The organism is Streptomyces sp. NPDC051578, from assembly GCF_044454045.1.
Taxonomy (GTDB): Bacteria; Actinomycetota; Actinomycetes; order Streptomycetales; family Streptomycetaceae; genus Streptomyces.
Genome location: NZ_JBITDH010000002.1, coordinates 875,291 through 891,069, shown reverse-complemented (window position 1 = coordinate 891,069; position 15,779 = coordinate 875,291). Strand labels below are relative to the sequence as shown.

Sequence of the window (15,779 nt, the reverse complement as noted above, 5' to 3'; positions counted from 1 at the left end):
CCGGGCTGAAACGTCTTCATTTGTGGTCGCGCAGGAAAGTAGGGATCTCGTCGCGGGTCGGGGAGTTCGGCAGAGGTGCTGGCTTGCCCTGAAGGAACGCAGTGATGACGGCGACGGCCCGGTCGTTGTTGTCGTCGAGGCCGTTCCACATGTGGTGTCCGACTCCGGGCATGTACTGCGTGCGCTGGATGGCCGGGTCATTGGCAAGGACGGTGGTCTCCCATTGACGGACCTGGGAGGAGCACTCGGCGATCATCAACATCGCGGGAGTCCGGGAGCGCCTCAGCTTCGAGGCGATGGAGGGGGAGTCCTTGACCGTCTGCTGGATGCGGAGGCTGGCGGCGGGGCTGAAGGAGAAGTTCTGGGCGGTGTCCTCGGCGGGGATGCGGTGCGCGTCGCGAGCGCAGTAGGCGGACGCGGTGTCGCTGCCGAGGTCTGCGGCGGTGAAGGCATTGTCGCCTTCGGCCTGTCCGATCAGTCCGGTGTCGGGGGTGAGGAGTCCGAGTCGCATAAGGCCGAACGCCACGGCGTACCGGGGGACGTGCGTCGATCGCGGTCCGGTCATGGCCGGCGCGATGCCCCGTGCGGATTTTCGGCCCTTGTGCCCGGCGATGCGGGCGGTGGGGCCGTCCATGGGGCCGGGCTCAGCGATGATCGCCCGATGCAAGCGTGCGGCGACGCTCGGGTCAGCCAGGGCTCGGGTGAGCACGGCCCCGCCTGAGGAGAATCCGAGGATGTCGACCTTGCCCTTGTTCAGGCGGTCGACGAAGGCTGCGAGGTCGCGGACCGGCCTGGAGATCGTGTACTGGCTCATAGGGAGCAGGTCGCTTCGTCCGCCACCGGCCTGTTCGTAGGCGTAGACGTCGTAGCCCTGGCGTGCCAGGAGTTGCAGGAACCGGTGGTCGAGCACCGAGATGCCGCGGACCGGTCCGCCGTTGAGGTACACGAGCGGGATGGGATGCCGGGTGCCGGGGTTCGCGGGCGGGTAGTGGTACACCGCTACCCGGCTGCCTGTGGCCAGGCTCCAATGCTGCGTGGTCACGAACGGCAGGGCGGGCGGGTATCGCCGGGCCGTCGGCACGGTCGGGATACAGACCGACGCCGTCAATGCCGCCGCGACAACCACCGGCAGGAACGGCACGAGCCGCGCCGGCCAAGTGCGGCGCCGCCCCAGCCACATCGCCAGGACAGCTCCGACTCCAAGGGTCGTCAACCATGCGGCGAGCCCCGAGCCTGCTCCATCTGTGAGGGCGATCAGTGCGAGAAAGACGACGACCAGCGTCGTGACGGCGGCCAGGGCCAGCAGTAAGCGTCCGGTGAAGCGGACGAGACGTATGGCGGACGTAGGCATGGCGGACCTCCGGCAGTTTGAGAACGGTGTTTCAAAACGACGCTATCAGAGGGGGTAGGCTGCTGGCCGTGGGTAGGCCGAGAACAAACGACGAGGCCGTCAAAGAGCGGCTTGTAGAGTGCGCGACCGAGATGCTCGCCACCCGTCCGCGGGAGTCGCTCACGGTCCGCGCTGTGGCGGCTGCCGCCGAGGCGTCGACGACGGCGGTGTACTCCCTGTTCGGGGGTAAGGATGGGCTGATCGGTGCGGTGCGCGACAGAGCCGTCGCCGGCCTGTTCCAGGACGTGTCGGCGGTGCAGACCTCCGCGGACCCGCTCGCCGACCTCTACGCGCTGGCCGTCGCCTACCGTCGCTGGGGGCGAGGACACAGCCACCTGTACACGGTGCTGTTCGGTGGTGTGCAGTCCTTCGACCCGTCGGGGGAGGTCGGTGCCAGTGACCCGATCCGTCCGCTCCTCGCGGCGATCGATCGCGCCGTGACAGCGTCCGTCCTCGTCGGCGAGGCAACGTCGATCGCCCTGTCGATCTGGGCCACCCTCCACGGGCTGGTGACTCTTGAACTGGCTGGGGCCTTCGACGCCGCGACGGCCGAGGCCGCATTCCGCTCGGCGATTCACGCCACGTTGCGCGGATGGACGACCCCGGCGGTGTTCCGCAGTCTTCGCCAAGCAGAACTCGCTCATTGACAGGATCAGTGCTGGTTATCGGGGCCCTCCCGGTCCCTGGCGGGACGAGGGTGCGTGGTCGGTGAAGACCGGCATGCCAAGGTCGACCAGCTGCGGCCGACCATCGGCCGGAGATCGCTTGAGGCTGTTGAGCTTGGCCATCGCAGCGTCGAAGCTGACCTGGAGTCCCTCGACCTCGCCGAGCCAGCCGTTGGCGCGGGCTTCGCGGATGCGCTCTCGGAGGTTCTGGATGATCTCGATGAGGCGTGGTCTCTGGCGGGGATCCATCTGGAGGACGGGGCAGCGGATGCAGGCGTGTTCGTGCTTGCAGGGGGTTCCATACGCGTCCTGGGCCCGGGTCGTCCCGTTGACGAATGCGGGGCCGTCCTCGCCGTCCCGGCCGGGCGCGTGCGCGTGGAACTCCTGGTGCATGGCGACCATGAACGCCGCGAACGACGGATACCGCTCAAGCCCCCCCGGCCCGCCAGGAAGCCCACACCCGCACCGCCCACTCGCCGTCCGGTCCCACGTCCTGCGGGTCGAGTAGCACGAAGGTGATGTCCGACTCGACGTCCAGTTGCAGCGCCTGGGACCACAGGCCCACCTGCGCCCGCACTTCCTCGGGGTTGTCCTCCTCGCCCCAGAATTCGTCGAAATCCTCGCCGAGGCCCATCGCGTCGTCGTGCCAGTGCGCCTCGCGGGTGCAGGCCAGTTTCCAGACGAAGGCGCCGGCGTGCCGCCAGCCGTCGCTGACCCGCAGGAACTCGCGGTAGGAGGGCGGCATCGCGCGGCCGAGCCGGTTCTCCATCGCAGCGATGTCTGCCTCGGTGGCCGGATCGACGCCGAGCCATCTGCCCTGCCATGCTGCGACGTCGTCGGGGCTCAGCTCTTCAACGTCACCGTGCGCGTCCGCCCACTCCTCGCTCCACCGGGCCAGAAAGTTCCGCCAGTCGACATGTTTGATCTCCATGCCGGTGATCCTCGCAGCGGGCACCGGCAACGGGGTGTCGCGATGTCATCCGGCACCGTAGGACTCCACATAGCCGAGACCTTCACCAGGACGGCTCCGTCGAACTTGACGTGGATGCGGCGCTCGCCGCTGCGGTTGTTGAGGTACACGCGTTCCATCATGATTCCTCCTCGGTGGTGGTGCGGTGGGGATCAGCGGCTGCTCGTGGCGAGCGTGAGAGCGGCGGCGACCGTGTCGGCCAGGGGGCACCGTCGGTGGCAATTCGGCCGCACTCATCCGCACCCGCCACAAGGACGACATCGCCCGTCTCTCGACCTCGCCTTGTGGAACTGGCCCGCAGAGCACCTCACCGCACAGATCCGGGCCATCATGTCCGGCACCGTCGACGACCTCCAAGAGATCGCTCCCCGGACCTGAGCACCGGCCCTCACGAACAGCACACGAGGAGGGGCGAACGTTGCCTGAGGCGGCGCTGGCTCACGCCGCAGGCGCGGCGCGCCAAGGCAATCGTGGTGGACTCGGCAACACACCGTCACCAACCTGTGAAGGTTCTGCGGGACGCTGGTGCTCAGCTCGAATCCTCGGGCCCAGTCCAGCCGGCGCACATCGCGCTTCTCATCGGGGGGAACCACACCATGAGCACCGTACGCAGAGCCGCTGCCGTCCTCGCCGCCGTATCCGCACTGGCCGCCCTGACTGCCTGTGGACCCTCCGAGGACACCGCGGGCGGCGGGGCCGGCGGGTCGACCGCGAGCCCGGCGAAGTCCGCCACGCCGGCCGCACCGCCGACGCCGGCCAAGCCGACCGCGTCGGCCAAGCCGTCGACGACGTCGAAGCCGGCGAAGCTGCCGAAGCCGACGAAGCCCTCCACCGATCCCGGCTTCGACGTCTTCCCGTGCAGCACGTTCGACGTGAAGTTCACCGCGACCCTGGCGGAGCCCACGACGAGCAGCTACCTGCTGAAGATCACCAACAAGGGCACCAAGGCCTGCAGGGCACTGGGGCATCCGATCGTGGCCTTCGGGGACCTGGCCGGCCAGGCCACCGAGCGCGGCACGGCTCCCGGCATCGAGGACGCGATCAGGCTCGACCCGGGGGAGTCAGCGTACGCTGGGCTGATGGGCGGCGCCAACGACGGCAAGGGCAAGACCGTCAACTCGATCGGGCTGACCATGAACACGGAGTCGGACCTGGAGCAGACCCCGCTGAAGGCGTCGACTCCCGGTCTGTACGTCTCGCCCGACAAGAACTCCGTGACGGCCTGGATGGACAACGCCGAGGACGCTCTCAGCCTCTAGCGCTGTGTCGCGCGTGCCCTGGACCCGCCCGGCGCCGAAGCTCAGGCGAAGCGCCAGCGGGTCTGGCTGTACGGGGCCTTGCCGAAGCCGAAGACCGTGCGCAGGGCGACCGCGAAGACCACCGCCTCCCCGGCACCGGGGTTGACGAAGACGCCGTCGCCGACGTCGAAGTGCCATTCCGCGGCGAGCGCACGCAACCGTCCGGCGTCGGTCACCTCACTGCCTCGCCCTCGACGACCAGGTCAAGGCCCCCGTGGAGGGAGTTGCTTCCGGTGGTGAGCGCGACGTTCGGATTGCCGCGGAGGTTCTCGGCCTTGCGCTCGTGCAGAAGTGAAGCGCGCCGTCCGCCCAGACACCGATGAGGAGGACGGTGACCTCCGCGTGCCGTTCACGTTCCGGGTGCCCGCCGCCGTCGAGGGCCAGGAGGCGGAAGGCGCGGGGTGGCCGGCCTCGCTCGCCGGGTTCCCGCTCGGGCAGTGGACCGCCGACGCACGCCGGTTCTACGCCCGCGGGACATGGACGAGGACCGCGTCGTGCAGCTGGAGAAGCTCGGCATGATCTGGTCGCACTACGACGTCGCGTGGGAGGAAGGTCTGTCCGCCGCGCGCGGGTGGGCGGCCGAACACGGGCACCTCCTGGCCCCGCTGGACGCCACCTTCCAGGGCGCGAAGGTGGGCATCTTCCTCAAGAACGCGCGGGCCGCCGCCCGCAAGGCGCAGGAGAACGAGCAGCGGCGCGCGGAGGGGCTGCCGGTGGAGTCGTCGGCCGGGGCGCTGTCGGACGAGCGGCGCGAGCAGCTGGAGGAGATCGACGCGTCCTGGTGCCCGTCGTGGCCGGTGACGTGGCAGCGGTGCTTCCACCTGGTCCGGATGCACCTGGACGCCGCTGAGGCGCTGCCCACCGGGGCGGGCGACGTCGTACGCCAGGGTGAGGATCTCGGGCGGTGGGTGCAGTCGGTGCGGCTCGGGTGGGACGAGCTCACGGCCGTGCAGCAGTGGATGTGCGAGCAGGTCCTCGGGATCGAGCCCGCGAGCGAGGACGAGAAGCCCAAGCGCCGTACGCAGGCCGACAAGTGGGCCTTGAACTACGAGGCCGCCAAGCAGTTCTACGAGCGCCAGGGGCACCTCCAGGTCCCGAGGAAGCACGTCGAGCGGATCGTCGGCGAGGACCAGGAGGAGCGGGAGCACAAGCTGGGTGCCTGGATTGGGAATCAGCGCTCCCGGGCGGCGGTCCTGCCATCGAAGTCCGGCCAACTGATGGCTGATCAAGTCATAGGCAGAGAGGCATTTTTCGCATTCTCTTCACGGGATATCCGCAGATGCCAGACTGGCCGACGTCCCGCCAGGGGTACGTCCATCGCCGCTCCGGGCGGGAGAGAACAGGAGCGGCGTTCCGTGTGTGGGAGGGGAACAGTGGCACCTCAGGAATCCTTGCTGAAGGTCTACGGAGACCGGTCGTACCGGCATGTGACGATGGCCCGGCACCAGGGCACGACCATCGCTTTCGCGATGGACTCGGCCCGGCGGATCGTCTACTCCGTGTTAGACCTGGCCGGCCAGCAGTCCAAGGGGGACGCGGACGCCGCGTACTGGAGCGACAACCCCGCCGAGCTGGTCCTGCCCCGGGAGCTGGCCGAGGTGGGGTTCGCCGTGGTCGGGGCGACGGCGATGCCGACGGTCAAGCGGGGCGGGGCCGAGGCGGCGGTCGACGAGCGGCCGCTGGACAGCGAGATCGACCCGTACCTGTCCACGACCGCGCGACTGACCGCGGACGCCCCGTTCCACGTGGTGTCGGACGGCACGTACGTGGTGGTGCTGCGGCAGTCGATCGGCGAGACGCACCCTGACGCGGTGTACAAGCTGACCGGCGGCGGCTGCTCCGCGAACGCCTCCCGCACCGACTACGTGCTGAGCGGCACCAAGAAGGTGCCGCTGGTGCGCGACACCCTGCTGTGCGACCGCTTCCTGCTGGTCGACGGAAAGCTCAAGCCGGTGCTGGAGGTGCGCTACAAGCGCAGCCGGCACGCCACCCGTCCCGCCTCGGCCAAGGACACCCTGGGCACCGAGGACATGGAGGGCCGGCCGTTCTACGAGCCGACCCAGGAGCTGTCGTTCGTCCGCAACCTGACCCAGGGCCGGTTCGCGGCTGTGCTGGTGCCCACCGCGGTCAGCAGCGCGCGGCGCTGGCAGCTGTTCGCCCACAACGACGCCACCGGAAGGATCGACAGCTTCAGCGTCGAGCAGGGCGTCCAGGGGCTGTTCAACACCCAGGGCACGCGTTTCTACACCAGCCCGGACCCGGTCTACCGGGACGCGGTGTTCGAACGCAGCCCGGGAACCTGCCCGTTCACCAACCAGGACCTGGTGCCGGTGACCAGCACCGAGGGGCATGCGGAGACCGCCCTGGGCCTGACCGGTGCCAACGACGCGCACGTCGACCTGGGCGACCCGGCGGCGCTGCGCTTCGGCGGCAGGGCGTACTCGATCGAGGCGTGGATCAAGCCGACCGCGTACGACCGGCCGGTGCTGTCCCGGGGCGGGGAGTACCGGCTCGGCCTGGACGCCGGCGGGTCACTGCGCCTGGCGCACGAGGGGGCCGCAACGGCGGTCGTCTCCACCGAGACCATCCCCAAGGACGTCTACACGCACATCGCGGCCACCTTCGACGGGACGACCGCGAAGCTGTACGTCAACGGAAAGCTGTCCGGCAGCGGAGCGCTGCCGTTCACGCCGGCCACGGGCGTGAACACCCTGATCGGCAAGCAGGTCTCCGGCACCACCGCCGAGCTCTTCGAGGGCGCCGTCGACGAGGTGCGGGTGTGGAACCGGGTCCGGTCCGCCGCCGAGCTCGCGGACGACCTGAACCACCGCCTGGTCGGCAACGAGGCAGGCCTGGTCGCCTACTACCGGTTCGACGAGGGCTCGGGTGTCACCGCCTACGACCAGAGCGACCGGGCCCTGCACGGCGCACTCAAGGGCGACGCGAAGTGGACCGGCTCGGACGCCCCGGTGGGCGACCACCCCGGGGTGCGCCGCGACAGCTTCGTCCTCAAGGGGCGCACGGTCGAGTCCGGCATGTCCGCCGTGATCTACCACCAGCAGGAGAGCGTCTCGGCCGGCTACCGGCCCGACCCCAAGCCCGCCAAGCGGCAGGCCCGGGTGATGCTCGCGTTCGCCGCCAAGTACGGCCAGGAGCCGGCCCTGGTGAGCCTGGACTTCGCCGTCGGCCGCGACGGCCGGCTCGCCCAGGTGCCCGACGTGCTGGACCCGGCGGTGCTCCGGCGGCCGGTGAAGGGCCAGGACTCCGAACAGGTCAGCGCTCTGCAGCAGTTGATCCGGCAGCTGGAGCCGGAGGTCGCCGCCCTGCCGGTGGAGATCGACCGGCTCAAGGCCACGGCCGGCCAGGTCGACTACTGGCAGGGCGAGCACGACCGGCTGCTGCCGGGGTTCGAGCGGCTGGAGCGGCAGTACCTCGCCGAGAAGGACGTGCCGACCGCCTGGTACTACGCCCTGGAAGTCAAGGTCCCGCGCGATTCCAACGGCCAGGTGGTGCGGTACTTCAACACCCCCTCCCACACGTCGGTCATCGTCGCTCTCGGCCCCATCCGCACGACCTGGCGGCTGGAGGAAACCGGCGAGAGCCAGAACGGGAAGCCCTACTACTGGCTGGTCGGCAACAACTCAAGCAACCTCGACCTGCACATCCGCAACAACGCGTCGGCGCAGAACAGTGTGCTGGACGCGATCGTCCGCGAACCGGGCAACCCCTTCGCCCAGTTCCAGCTGACCGCCGAGGGCGAGTACACCCGCATCGTCAACCGGGGCAGCAAGCTCGCGCTGGGCTCGCCCGCCTCGTTCCCGGCCCCCATCCCGGTCCAGTCGAGCGAGTGCCTCACCGGCGACTCCGGCTTGATCAAGATGGTGCGCGTCTCACTGCGCTCGGGGCTGGACACGACGTACCCGCAGGCCAAGCAGGAGATGGACAATGCGCGCCAGCGCCTCCAGGAGGCGAAGACGGCCGTGCAGCTCGTCAAGGAGCTCGAGCTCAAGCTGATCGGCAAGCAGGCGGAGCTCAAGGACGCCCAGGAGAAGCTGGCCCGTCTGTCTACCGCCCTGCAGGGTGACGACGACCTGACCGTGGCCATGCCGCTGATCTCCGTGGACACCACCGGGCTCAGCCTCTCCGGCGGCCTGCTCGAATTCGCCCGCGGCACCGACCGGCCCGCGCTGCTCGACAGCGGCACCGGCACCGTCGTGCTGTACTTCCGCGGCGCCAACGAGCAGTTCTTCGCCGTCTACTACGACACCGCCGTCACTCGCGGCACCCAGAGGCTGACCGGCAACGGCGGCACGCTCGGCTTCCTCGCCCGCGACCCGGGCGTCCTGCTGGACTCCTGCACCATCAAGGTGTCCGACGGCGACGCCCCCGGCCGCTGCGACCTGACCATCACCGTCGGCGGCGACACCGAGACCTGGCGCTCGCTGCCGCGCAAGGCCGAGCAGATGGCCGCCGCACTGGCCGGGCAGTCCGGCCAGGCGGTCACGGTCGGCACCGTCGCCCAGGTGACCGGCAGCACCGTGGAGTTCACCGCGGCCACCACCGTCGCGGTCGCGGGCAAGGCCCACCTGCAGATCGGCGCCAACGGGTACGCCGCGTCCGCCGAAGCCCCGGTCGGCGCCAAGACGCTGAGCCTCACCACCGCGGGCACGGCGATCAAGCCGGGCGACACGGTCACCGTGGTCGGCTACGACTGGGCCCGTGCCGAGTCCACCCGCGTGGGGGTCCTGCTCTCCGCAGGCTCCCGGCTGATCACCCTGAACACCGGCGGCGCCACCTCCGTGTCCAACGGCACGGCCGTACCGGTGACCGGCGGCCGCGGCTGCCGCTGGCGGGCCGAGATGCCCGGCCGTGCCTTCCTGTTCGACGGCAAGGACCAGTACCTGACGCTGCCCACCGCCCAGCAGAAGAACGCCGTCCCCGCCGGCGACCTGACCCTGGAGGCCTGGGTCAACCCCGAGGCCGGACAGGGCCGGGTCATCCACGGCCGGACGGACGGGTCGGCATACTCGCTGGCGCTGGCCGCCGTGGACCTCCCGGCGCGGCAGTTCACCGGCACCACCAAGGTCGAGCTGACCAACTCGCTCGACCTCGCGGGCCGGGACTTCACCATCGAGCTGTGGGCCAAGCGCAACCAGGCCCGCGGCCGCCGGGAACCACTGCTCGCCCACGGCGTCATGTCCGGAGCCAAGGACAAGACCCTGCACCTGCACTTCTCGCCCGACGACACCTTCACCTTCGCGCTGTTCGGGGACGACCTGACCACCCCCCAGTCCTACCCGGACCTGGGATGGCACCACTGGGCCGTGGTCTACAAGCACGCCACCCGCGAGCAGCTCATCTACCGGGACGGAACCCAGGTCCACCGCGGCACCGCCACCGGCAACTACGCCGGCAGCGGGCCGCTGATTCTCGGACACCAGCCTTTCACCGGCGACTACTTGGACGGCCAGATCGACGAGGTCCGGGTCTTCGGACGGGCCCGCACCACCCACGAGATCTCCACCGAGCGGAACCAGCGGCTGTCCGGCCGGGAGCCCGAACTGCTCGGCTACTGGACCTTCAACGAGCCGAACAGCCCGGCCTCGCCGATCAAGGGCTACCAGGTGGTCGCCCGGGTCGGCGACCGGGTGCTGCGGTCGGCCGACCGTTTCCCGTGCAACGAGTGGGCGCACCTCGCCGCGACCTTCACCCAGGCCTGGGCACTGCGCCTGGACGGCGGCGAGGGTCTGTCGGTGGCCTCGCAGGACTCGCTGAACGTCCTGGAGGACCTCACCATCGAGGCGTTCGTCCAGGTCGACAAGGTGGGCGCGCCGATGGCGCTGGTCGCCAAGGGCTCGGCCGTCAACGGCGGCCGGGAGGGCGTCCCCTACCAGCTGGGCATCCTGGCCGACGGCCGGGTGGAGTTCGCCTTCGCCGAGGCCGACGGAAACCCCGTCCGGTACGCCTCCGACCGGGCGGTCAAGCCCGGCGCCTTCCAGCGGATCAGCGTGGTGCGGCAGCGCCGCAAGGCCGAGGTGTCCGCCGCCACCGGCACCCAGGCGGCCAGCGCCGGCCAGCCCGAGCAGGACATCCGCTTCTACCTCGACGGCGGGCTGGCCGGCACCTACGTCTACGGCGGCCCGGGCGCGCAGTCCAACAGCAGCGACCTGGAGATCGGCCGGGGCGTGAACGGCGTCCTGTGCGAGGTGCGGCTGTGGAGCTCCGCGCGGACGTTCAACCAGATCGGCCTGCCGGTCGCCGTGCGCGAGAAGGGGCTGCTGGCGCGCTGGCCCTTCAACGAGAATGCCGGCAACACCACCCTGGACGTCTCCGGCTCCTTCCCCGCCAAGCTGCGCGGCGCCCGCTGGACCCGCGACGTCGACCCGGCGGCCAGCCCGCTGCGGCTGTACCGCAACGGCGAGCCGCTGCTCGCCACCACCGCCCCGACCCCGGCGGACCTCCTGCCCTACGGCGACCCGCAGCTCACCCTCGGCGCCCGGCTGGAGGGGGGCAAGCCCACCGAACTGCTGACCGGCACGCTGGAGGAGGTGCGGATCTGGCGCACCGTGCGCACCCGGGAGCAGATCCTGGACAACCTCTTCACCCGCCTGCGCGGCGACAAGCAGGACCTGCTCGGCTACTGGACCTTCGACCGGGACTCCACCGCCGCCACCACCACCTCGGTGCGCGACGAGGGCCTGCGCGGCAACAACCTGGCGTTCTCCACGAAGCGGCCCCGCATCCTGCTCTCCACCGCGCCGGTGTCCACCGACACCGCCCAGGTCCGCTCGGCGCTCGCCGACGTCCGCACCCCGTTCCACGACACCGTCTCCGGCGCTCCCGCCGCCTGCGAGTACGCCGACCTCCAGTTCGACGCCAAGGGCGAGACGCTGGGCGTGCTCAAGCGCTGCTACGGCTTCGTCCGCGACGGCCGCTGGCACCTGGTCACCGGGTACAAGGTGGGCGACCTGACCACCGAATGGGTCGGTCAGGCCCAGTTCGACCCGCAGCTGATGGGCTACATCGAGGGCGCCCCGCCGGTGCCGTCGGAGAACCTCACCGGCAAGCCCGACGGCTTCCCCGCCGCCTCCTCGGTGGAGTTCGCCGAGGCCGACCAGGTGGTGCACAGCCTGTCCGCCAGCAAGACCCGCAGCACCAACACCGCCTTCAACGTCTCCTTCGGCCTCGAGACCGTCGCCGACGTCATGACGGTCGCCGCGCCCCTCGGCTTCGGCACCGCCAGCCCGCTGGCCGAAGGCCAGCTCAAGATGGCCGTGACGGCCGGCCTGGAGTTCTCCAACACCTGGAGCGAGGACACCACCGTCAGCCAGGGCAAGAACACCGGCCGCAAGACCAAGCTGGAGCTGACCGGGTACACCGAGGACGCCGCCAACGTACTGAACTCCGACATCGGCCCCCGGTACGTGCCCGCCAACACCGGCATGGCGCTGGTGCAGTCGCAGACCGCCGACGTCTTCGCGCTGCGCCTGGCGCACACCGGCGCCCTGGTCGCCTACCGGATGCTGCCCAACCCGGACATCCCGCTGGACTGGAACATCATCCACTTCCCGATCAACCCCCGCTACACCAAGCAGGGCACCCTGGACGGCTCGGTCGGCTTCGACGCCTTCGGCAAGGTCACCGACCCCGACTACCCCACCGCCACGACCTACGGCGAGTACAGCTACTTCAAGCCGCGCGACGCCTACGCGCTCAAGCGCCGCATCACCCGCGACCAACAGCGGCTGCAAGCACTCTACGAGTCGATCTCGACCGACGTCGGCCACAACTCGGGCACCGAGCCGGCCGAGACCCAGGCCAAGGCGGTCCTGCGCTCGATGGGCATGTCTGCCGAGCAGCAGGACAGCGCCCGCTCCACCACCGGCAGCGCCGCCGCCACCGGCTTCTCCCACCGGGACCTGGTCAACACCTACGTCTGGACCGCCCAGGGTGGCTTCTTCGCTGAAACCACCGAGGCCACCGACGCCGTCAGCGAGACCACCTCCGGCTCGTACAACTTCACCTACTCCTACGGCGGCAACTTCGACCTGAGCTTCGGCGCCCTCGGCCTCGGCTGGGCCTTCCACCTCGACGCATCCCGCGGCGGCGGCTTCAGCACCACCCGGGCCAAGAGCAAGGAGTCCTCCCGCAGCTTCGGCCTCGACGTCCAGTGCGCGCCGTCGAACGACCTGCAACGCCGGGACAGCAGTGGCAAGCCCCTGTACGACGCCGCGGGCAAGCCGGTCCTCGTGCCGGGCAAGGTCGACGCCTACCGCTTCCTCACCTTCTACCTGGGCGAGACCAGCGCCAACTTCGACGACTTCTACCACAAGGTGGTCGACCCGACCTGGCTGCAGGGGAGCAACGCGCCCGACGCGGCCGCGCTGCGCCAGACCCGTCAGAGCTCCGCCAAGCCCCCGTGCTGGCGCATCCTGCACCGCGTCACCTACATCAGCCGGGTCCTGGCCCCCGTCCCGCCGCCCGGAGCGCCGCCGCTGGAGAAGGCCATGCGCACCGAGAACATCGCCAGCAACTACGAGCTGATCAAACGCCTCGAACCGTACGTGCGACCCGCAGCCACCAGCTCGGCCGACCTCGCCGCCGCCACCCGCGACGCCCTCGCGGCCCACCTACCCGAACTCTTGCCCCACGCGGCCGAGATCACCGAATACCTCGGCCACTACTTCGGAATGGAGAACTGAACCCCCGACCGGCCCCCCGACCCATCGGGGGGCCGGGCCGGCGTCACCGGCCCCAACCGGCCCCAACCGGGCCCAACCGGGCCGAACGGGCCGACGACCTGGCGGGACAGCCGGACTTCACCCCGTAGCACGCACCGCAGGAATCCGCCGGTTACGGCACCGTGTGGACCTGCGAACCGGGCCGCCCGCACATGGCCCTGGTGCCGCGCCGCGAGCAGCTGACCGCGGCCAAGGGGGCGGGCCCGGATCGGCCTCCGGGCGCTGTGAGGGCCAGGTCCTGGATCCGCGACAGCCCCGGAGGCCGGTGCGGAGGCCGTGCACCGGTTCACCGGCAACCCGCCATGGCCCCGGCCCAGGCCCGCTTGAAGGAGAACTGGCACAGGCTCGGGGTCGTTCTGTCGGTCTCGTCTCATGGCTCCGGGTGTACGACCGGCGAAGAGGCGTCGGCCGGCTCCGAGGAGCTGCGTCCCGGAGGGTGGCGCCGCGACTTCGGCAGCCATCCCGCCACCTGATCCAGACCCTGGGCAAGCCCTCCGGGCCGAGGGCTTGCCCAGCAGAACCGTGACCGGTCGGCGGGCCCGATCGTGCCCGACCCGTCTCCCACGATCGGTCAACCAGCACGTCAGCGCCGTGACCGGTCCATGCAACTCCCGGTCTGGGCGTGACCGGTCCAGGCAACTCCCGGTCTGGGCGTGACCGGTCATCGGTCACGCGTCATCGGTCAGCACGCCGCCCTGGCCGTGAAGGCCGGCGGTGGCCGTGACCGATGCCGCCCTGCCGACGAGCCCCAGCCGGTGTGGGCAAGCCGGTGTTCGGAACGGCTTGCCCAGGCTCCCCTTGGGCTTGCCCAGCGCCGGTCAGCGGCCGACCGGTTCGGGGTAGCGGGTTTCGGCGTAGTAGGCGACGAGGCGGTGGTCGGGGGTGTTCTCCAGTTGCACGGACTGGCAGCCGAGGGTGAGGGCGCCGACCTGGGAGGCGGTGGAAGTGCTTGGTGCCGGGGCGGTGGCCGCGGACGACGTAGCGTTCCCACATCCTGCGAAGTCGGGGCTTTTGAGGAGGAGCTCTCCGACGAGCTGGGCGAGGTCGGGGTCGGTACCGGCCAGCGCGCAGCCGGGCGACGCAGCCGCGGGATCTGGTCGTCCCAGTCGGTGAACGGTTCGCGGGCGGCAGGGTGGAGGAAGAGGAATCGGAGGCGGTTGCGCTGCTTGAGCGGCCACTCTTCGATTCCCGCAAGAGGTGGAGGCCGCCGGGGTTGGTGGCGAGCAGGTCCATGGTGCGGCTGACCGGCGCGGGCGGCGAGCCGGCGCGGGCGTTCGATCAACGGCCCTCGCGCCAGCACAGTGGCGCGTCTGCAGCCGCTTGGCATGTAATCCGTTGCGCCATGGGGCCTTGGCAACGAATTCAGCAGTAAGTCTGGTCATCTAGTTAGCATCTCGGTAGTCTCTGGTCCGGCTCCTCTTCAACAACTGCCTCAGGGACGGCTGTTGTCCGGCGTATGTCCTGCACCTGTTCCGCGCCCTCCTACGCGGACACCGGACCGCTTCTGACCTGCCGGACGGGTCGGCGACCCGGCCTGCGAAACGCCGCACGCGGCAGTCCTGGCACTCGTGGCACAGCGGTGGGCGGCCCTGACAGTCCAGACAGAAAGACCCGATATGACCGAGCAGACGCCGAGCTCTGACCTGCCAGAGACGGAACGCACCCGCCATCGCCGCTTGCGAGAGCAGGGCAGTCTCAGCCGGGCCGATCTCGACGCCATCCTGAAAGCCGGCTTCCTGTGCCACCTCGGTGTCGTCGTCGACGGCACCCCGATGGTGGTGCCGACCGTGTACGGCGCTGACGAGAACACCCTGTACTTCCACGGCTCGGTCGCCAGCCGAAGCCTGATCGCATCGCCGCAGGCCACGATCTGCCTGACGGTGACCCACGTCGACGGCCTGGTCCTGTCCCGGTCGGTATTCGAACACGGAGTCAACTACCGCAGCGCCATGGTGTACGGGGTGCCCCGGACGGTCACCGATCCCGAGGAGAAGCTCGAGGGCCTGCGGCTTATCACCGAGCACACCGCGCCTGGTCAGTGGGACTATGCGCGCCGGCCCAACCGCAAGGAGCTCGCCGCGACCGCGGTCCTCGCGCTGTCCCTGGACGAGGCATCGGTGAAGGTGCGTACCGGCCCGCCGGAGGACGGCGACGGGCCTGACGCCGAACTGGGAATCTGGGCAGGCGTCATCCCCCTGCACACCGTGTGGGGCGCCTTGGACCCCGACCCCCTGCTTGCAGAAGGCATCACGGCGCCGGCGCACCTCGTCGCGCGGGCCCACCAGCACCTCGGGTAACCCTCACGAGAGCCTCCCGGTGGACGGCCGGCCTGTCATCTGTCCGCGGGATGCTCACGGTGGACTCCTCATCGTCGGCAACGGCCTCCGCTGTCGAGCCACCCTGCCAGCCGGGTCGTGCCGTGGTCTTCTCCTCGGCATCAACCGCAGCCGCGGTACTGCGGTGACGGGACCGCCTCAAGGCCCCTCCCGCGCTCGCGTCCTTCGCCTTGGACATATGGGGCTGTCCAGGGCGTGCTCGTTGAGATCGCGGAGGTTGGGGAAGACCACCGTTGAGCCGATGCCTGGGGGCAGCGAGAATGCAGTGCCGTCGTCTTGACAGTCAGCCGACCCCCGCACGGTGCCCAACTTCGTGCAGGCCTTGTCACCGACCCTGCCCCGCGTACTGCCTGCACGAAACACTCCGCGTCGGCTATCG

At 70.1% G+C, this 15,779-nt stretch carries 8 protein-coding genes and 1 pseudogene; 4 read left to right on the top strand and 5 right to left on the bottom strand.

Annotation, left to right across the window (positions count from 1 at the left end):
- Nucleotides 1–16: 16 nt before the first annotated feature.
- Nucleotides 17–1,351, bottom strand: a complete 1,335-nt coding sequence (locus ACIA6C_RS15270; protein WP_399275909.1) for an alpha/beta fold hydrolase — start codon at nucleotides 1,349–1,351, stop codon at nucleotides 17–19.
- A gap of 68 nt (nucleotides 1,352–1,419) precedes the next feature.
- Between ACIA6C_RS15270 and ACIA6C_RS15265 the strand changes: the two genes are divergently transcribed.
- Complete coding sequence (locus ACIA6C_RS15265; RefSeq protein WP_181803289.1) at nucleotides 1,420–2,037, top strand: TetR/AcrR family transcriptional regulator; 618 nt, start codon at nucleotides 1,420–1,422, stop codon at nucleotides 2,035–2,037.
- Between the two features lie 15 nt (nucleotides 2,038–2,052).
- Here ACIA6C_RS15265 and ACIA6C_RS15260 read toward each other — a convergent pair whose 3' ends face one another.
- Complete coding sequence (locus tag ACIA6C_RS15260) at nucleotides 2,053–2,457, bottom strand: hypothetical protein (protein WP_399275907.1); 405 nt, start codon at nucleotides 2,455–2,457, stop codon at nucleotides 2,053–2,055.
- A 25-nt stretch (nucleotides 2,458–2,482) separates the two neighbouring features.
- Nucleotides 2,483–2,986 (bottom strand): SMI1/KNR4 family protein, encoded by a 504-nt coding sequence (locus ACIA6C_RS15255; RefSeq protein WP_399275905.1) that lies wholly within the window; start codon nucleotides 2,984–2,986, stop codon nucleotides 2,483–2,485.
- 635 nt (nucleotides 2,987–3,621) lie between these two features.
- Between ACIA6C_RS15255 and ACIA6C_RS15250 the strand changes: the two genes are divergently transcribed.
- Nucleotides 3,622–4,284 carry a DUF4232 domain-containing protein gene (locus tag ACIA6C_RS15250; protein WP_399275903.1) on the top strand — a complete coding sequence of 221 codons (663 nt, stop codon included), beginning with the start codon at nucleotides 3,622–3,624 and terminating at the stop codon, nucleotides 4,282–4,284.
- Between the two features lie 41 nt (nucleotides 4,285–4,325).
- Here the strand turns inward: ACIA6C_RS15250 and ACIA6C_RS15245 are convergent.
- Nucleotides 4,326–4,761, bottom strand: a pseudogene (locus tag ACIA6C_RS15245) (hypothetical protein).
- Nucleotides 4,762–4,799: 38 nt separating this feature from the next.
- Between ACIA6C_RS15245 and ACIA6C_RS15240 the strand changes: the two are divergent.
- Nucleotides 4,800–13,025, top strand: a complete 8,226-nt coding sequence (locus ACIA6C_RS15240) for a LamG-like jellyroll fold domain-containing protein (protein ID WP_399275901.1) — start codon at nucleotides 4,800–4,802, stop codon at nucleotides 13,023–13,025.
- 857 nt (nucleotides 13,026–13,882) lie between these two features.
- On the opposite strand, the gene ACIA6C_RS15235 is transcribed toward ACIA6C_RS15240, so the two are convergent.
- A complete protein-coding gene (locus tag ACIA6C_RS15235; RefSeq protein WP_399275899.1) occupies nucleotides 13,883–14,446 on the bottom strand; it encodes a hypothetical protein in 564 nt (187 codons plus the stop codon).
- 234 nt (nucleotides 14,447–14,680) lie between these two features.
- Between ACIA6C_RS15235 and ACIA6C_RS15230 the strand changes: the two genes are divergently transcribed.
- The gene (locus tag ACIA6C_RS15230) at nucleotides 14,681–15,361 is read left to right on the top strand and encodes a pyridoxamine 5'-phosphate oxidase family protein (RefSeq protein ID WP_399275897.1); all 681 of its coding nucleotides are present in this window, start codon (nucleotides 14,681–14,683) and stop codon (nucleotides 15,359–15,361) included.
- The last annotated feature ends 418 nt before the right edge of the window (nucleotides 15,362–15,779 follow it).

Coding starts and splice junctions, on each gene's coding strand:
- ACIA6C_RS15270 (WP_399275909.1), bottom strand. CDS start 1,351: ATGCCTACGTCCGCCATACGTCTCGTCCGCTTCACCGGACGCTTACTG.
- ACIA6C_RS15230 (WP_399275897.1), top strand. CDS start 14,681: ATGACCGAGCAGACGCCGAGCTCTGACCTGCCAGAGACGGAACGCACC.
- ACIA6C_RS15260 (WP_399275907.1), bottom strand. CDS start 2,457: ATGGTCGCCATGCACCAGGAGTTCCACGCGCACGCGCCCGGCCGGGAC.
- ACIA6C_RS15240 (WP_399275901.1), top strand. CDS start 4,800: ATGGACGAGGACCGCGTCGTGCAGCTGGAGAAGCTCGGCATGATCTGG.
- ACIA6C_RS15235 (WP_399275899.1), bottom strand. CDS start 14,446: ATGACCAGACTTACTGCTGAATTCGTTGCCAAGGCCCCATGGCGCAAC.
- ACIA6C_RS15250 (WP_399275903.1), top strand. CDS start 3,622: ATGAGCACCGTACGCAGAGCCGCTGCCGTCCTCGCCGCCGTATCCGCA.
- ACIA6C_RS15255 (WP_399275905.1), bottom strand. CDS start 2,986: ATGGAGATCAAACATGTCGACTGGCGGAACTTTCTGGCCCGGTGGAGC.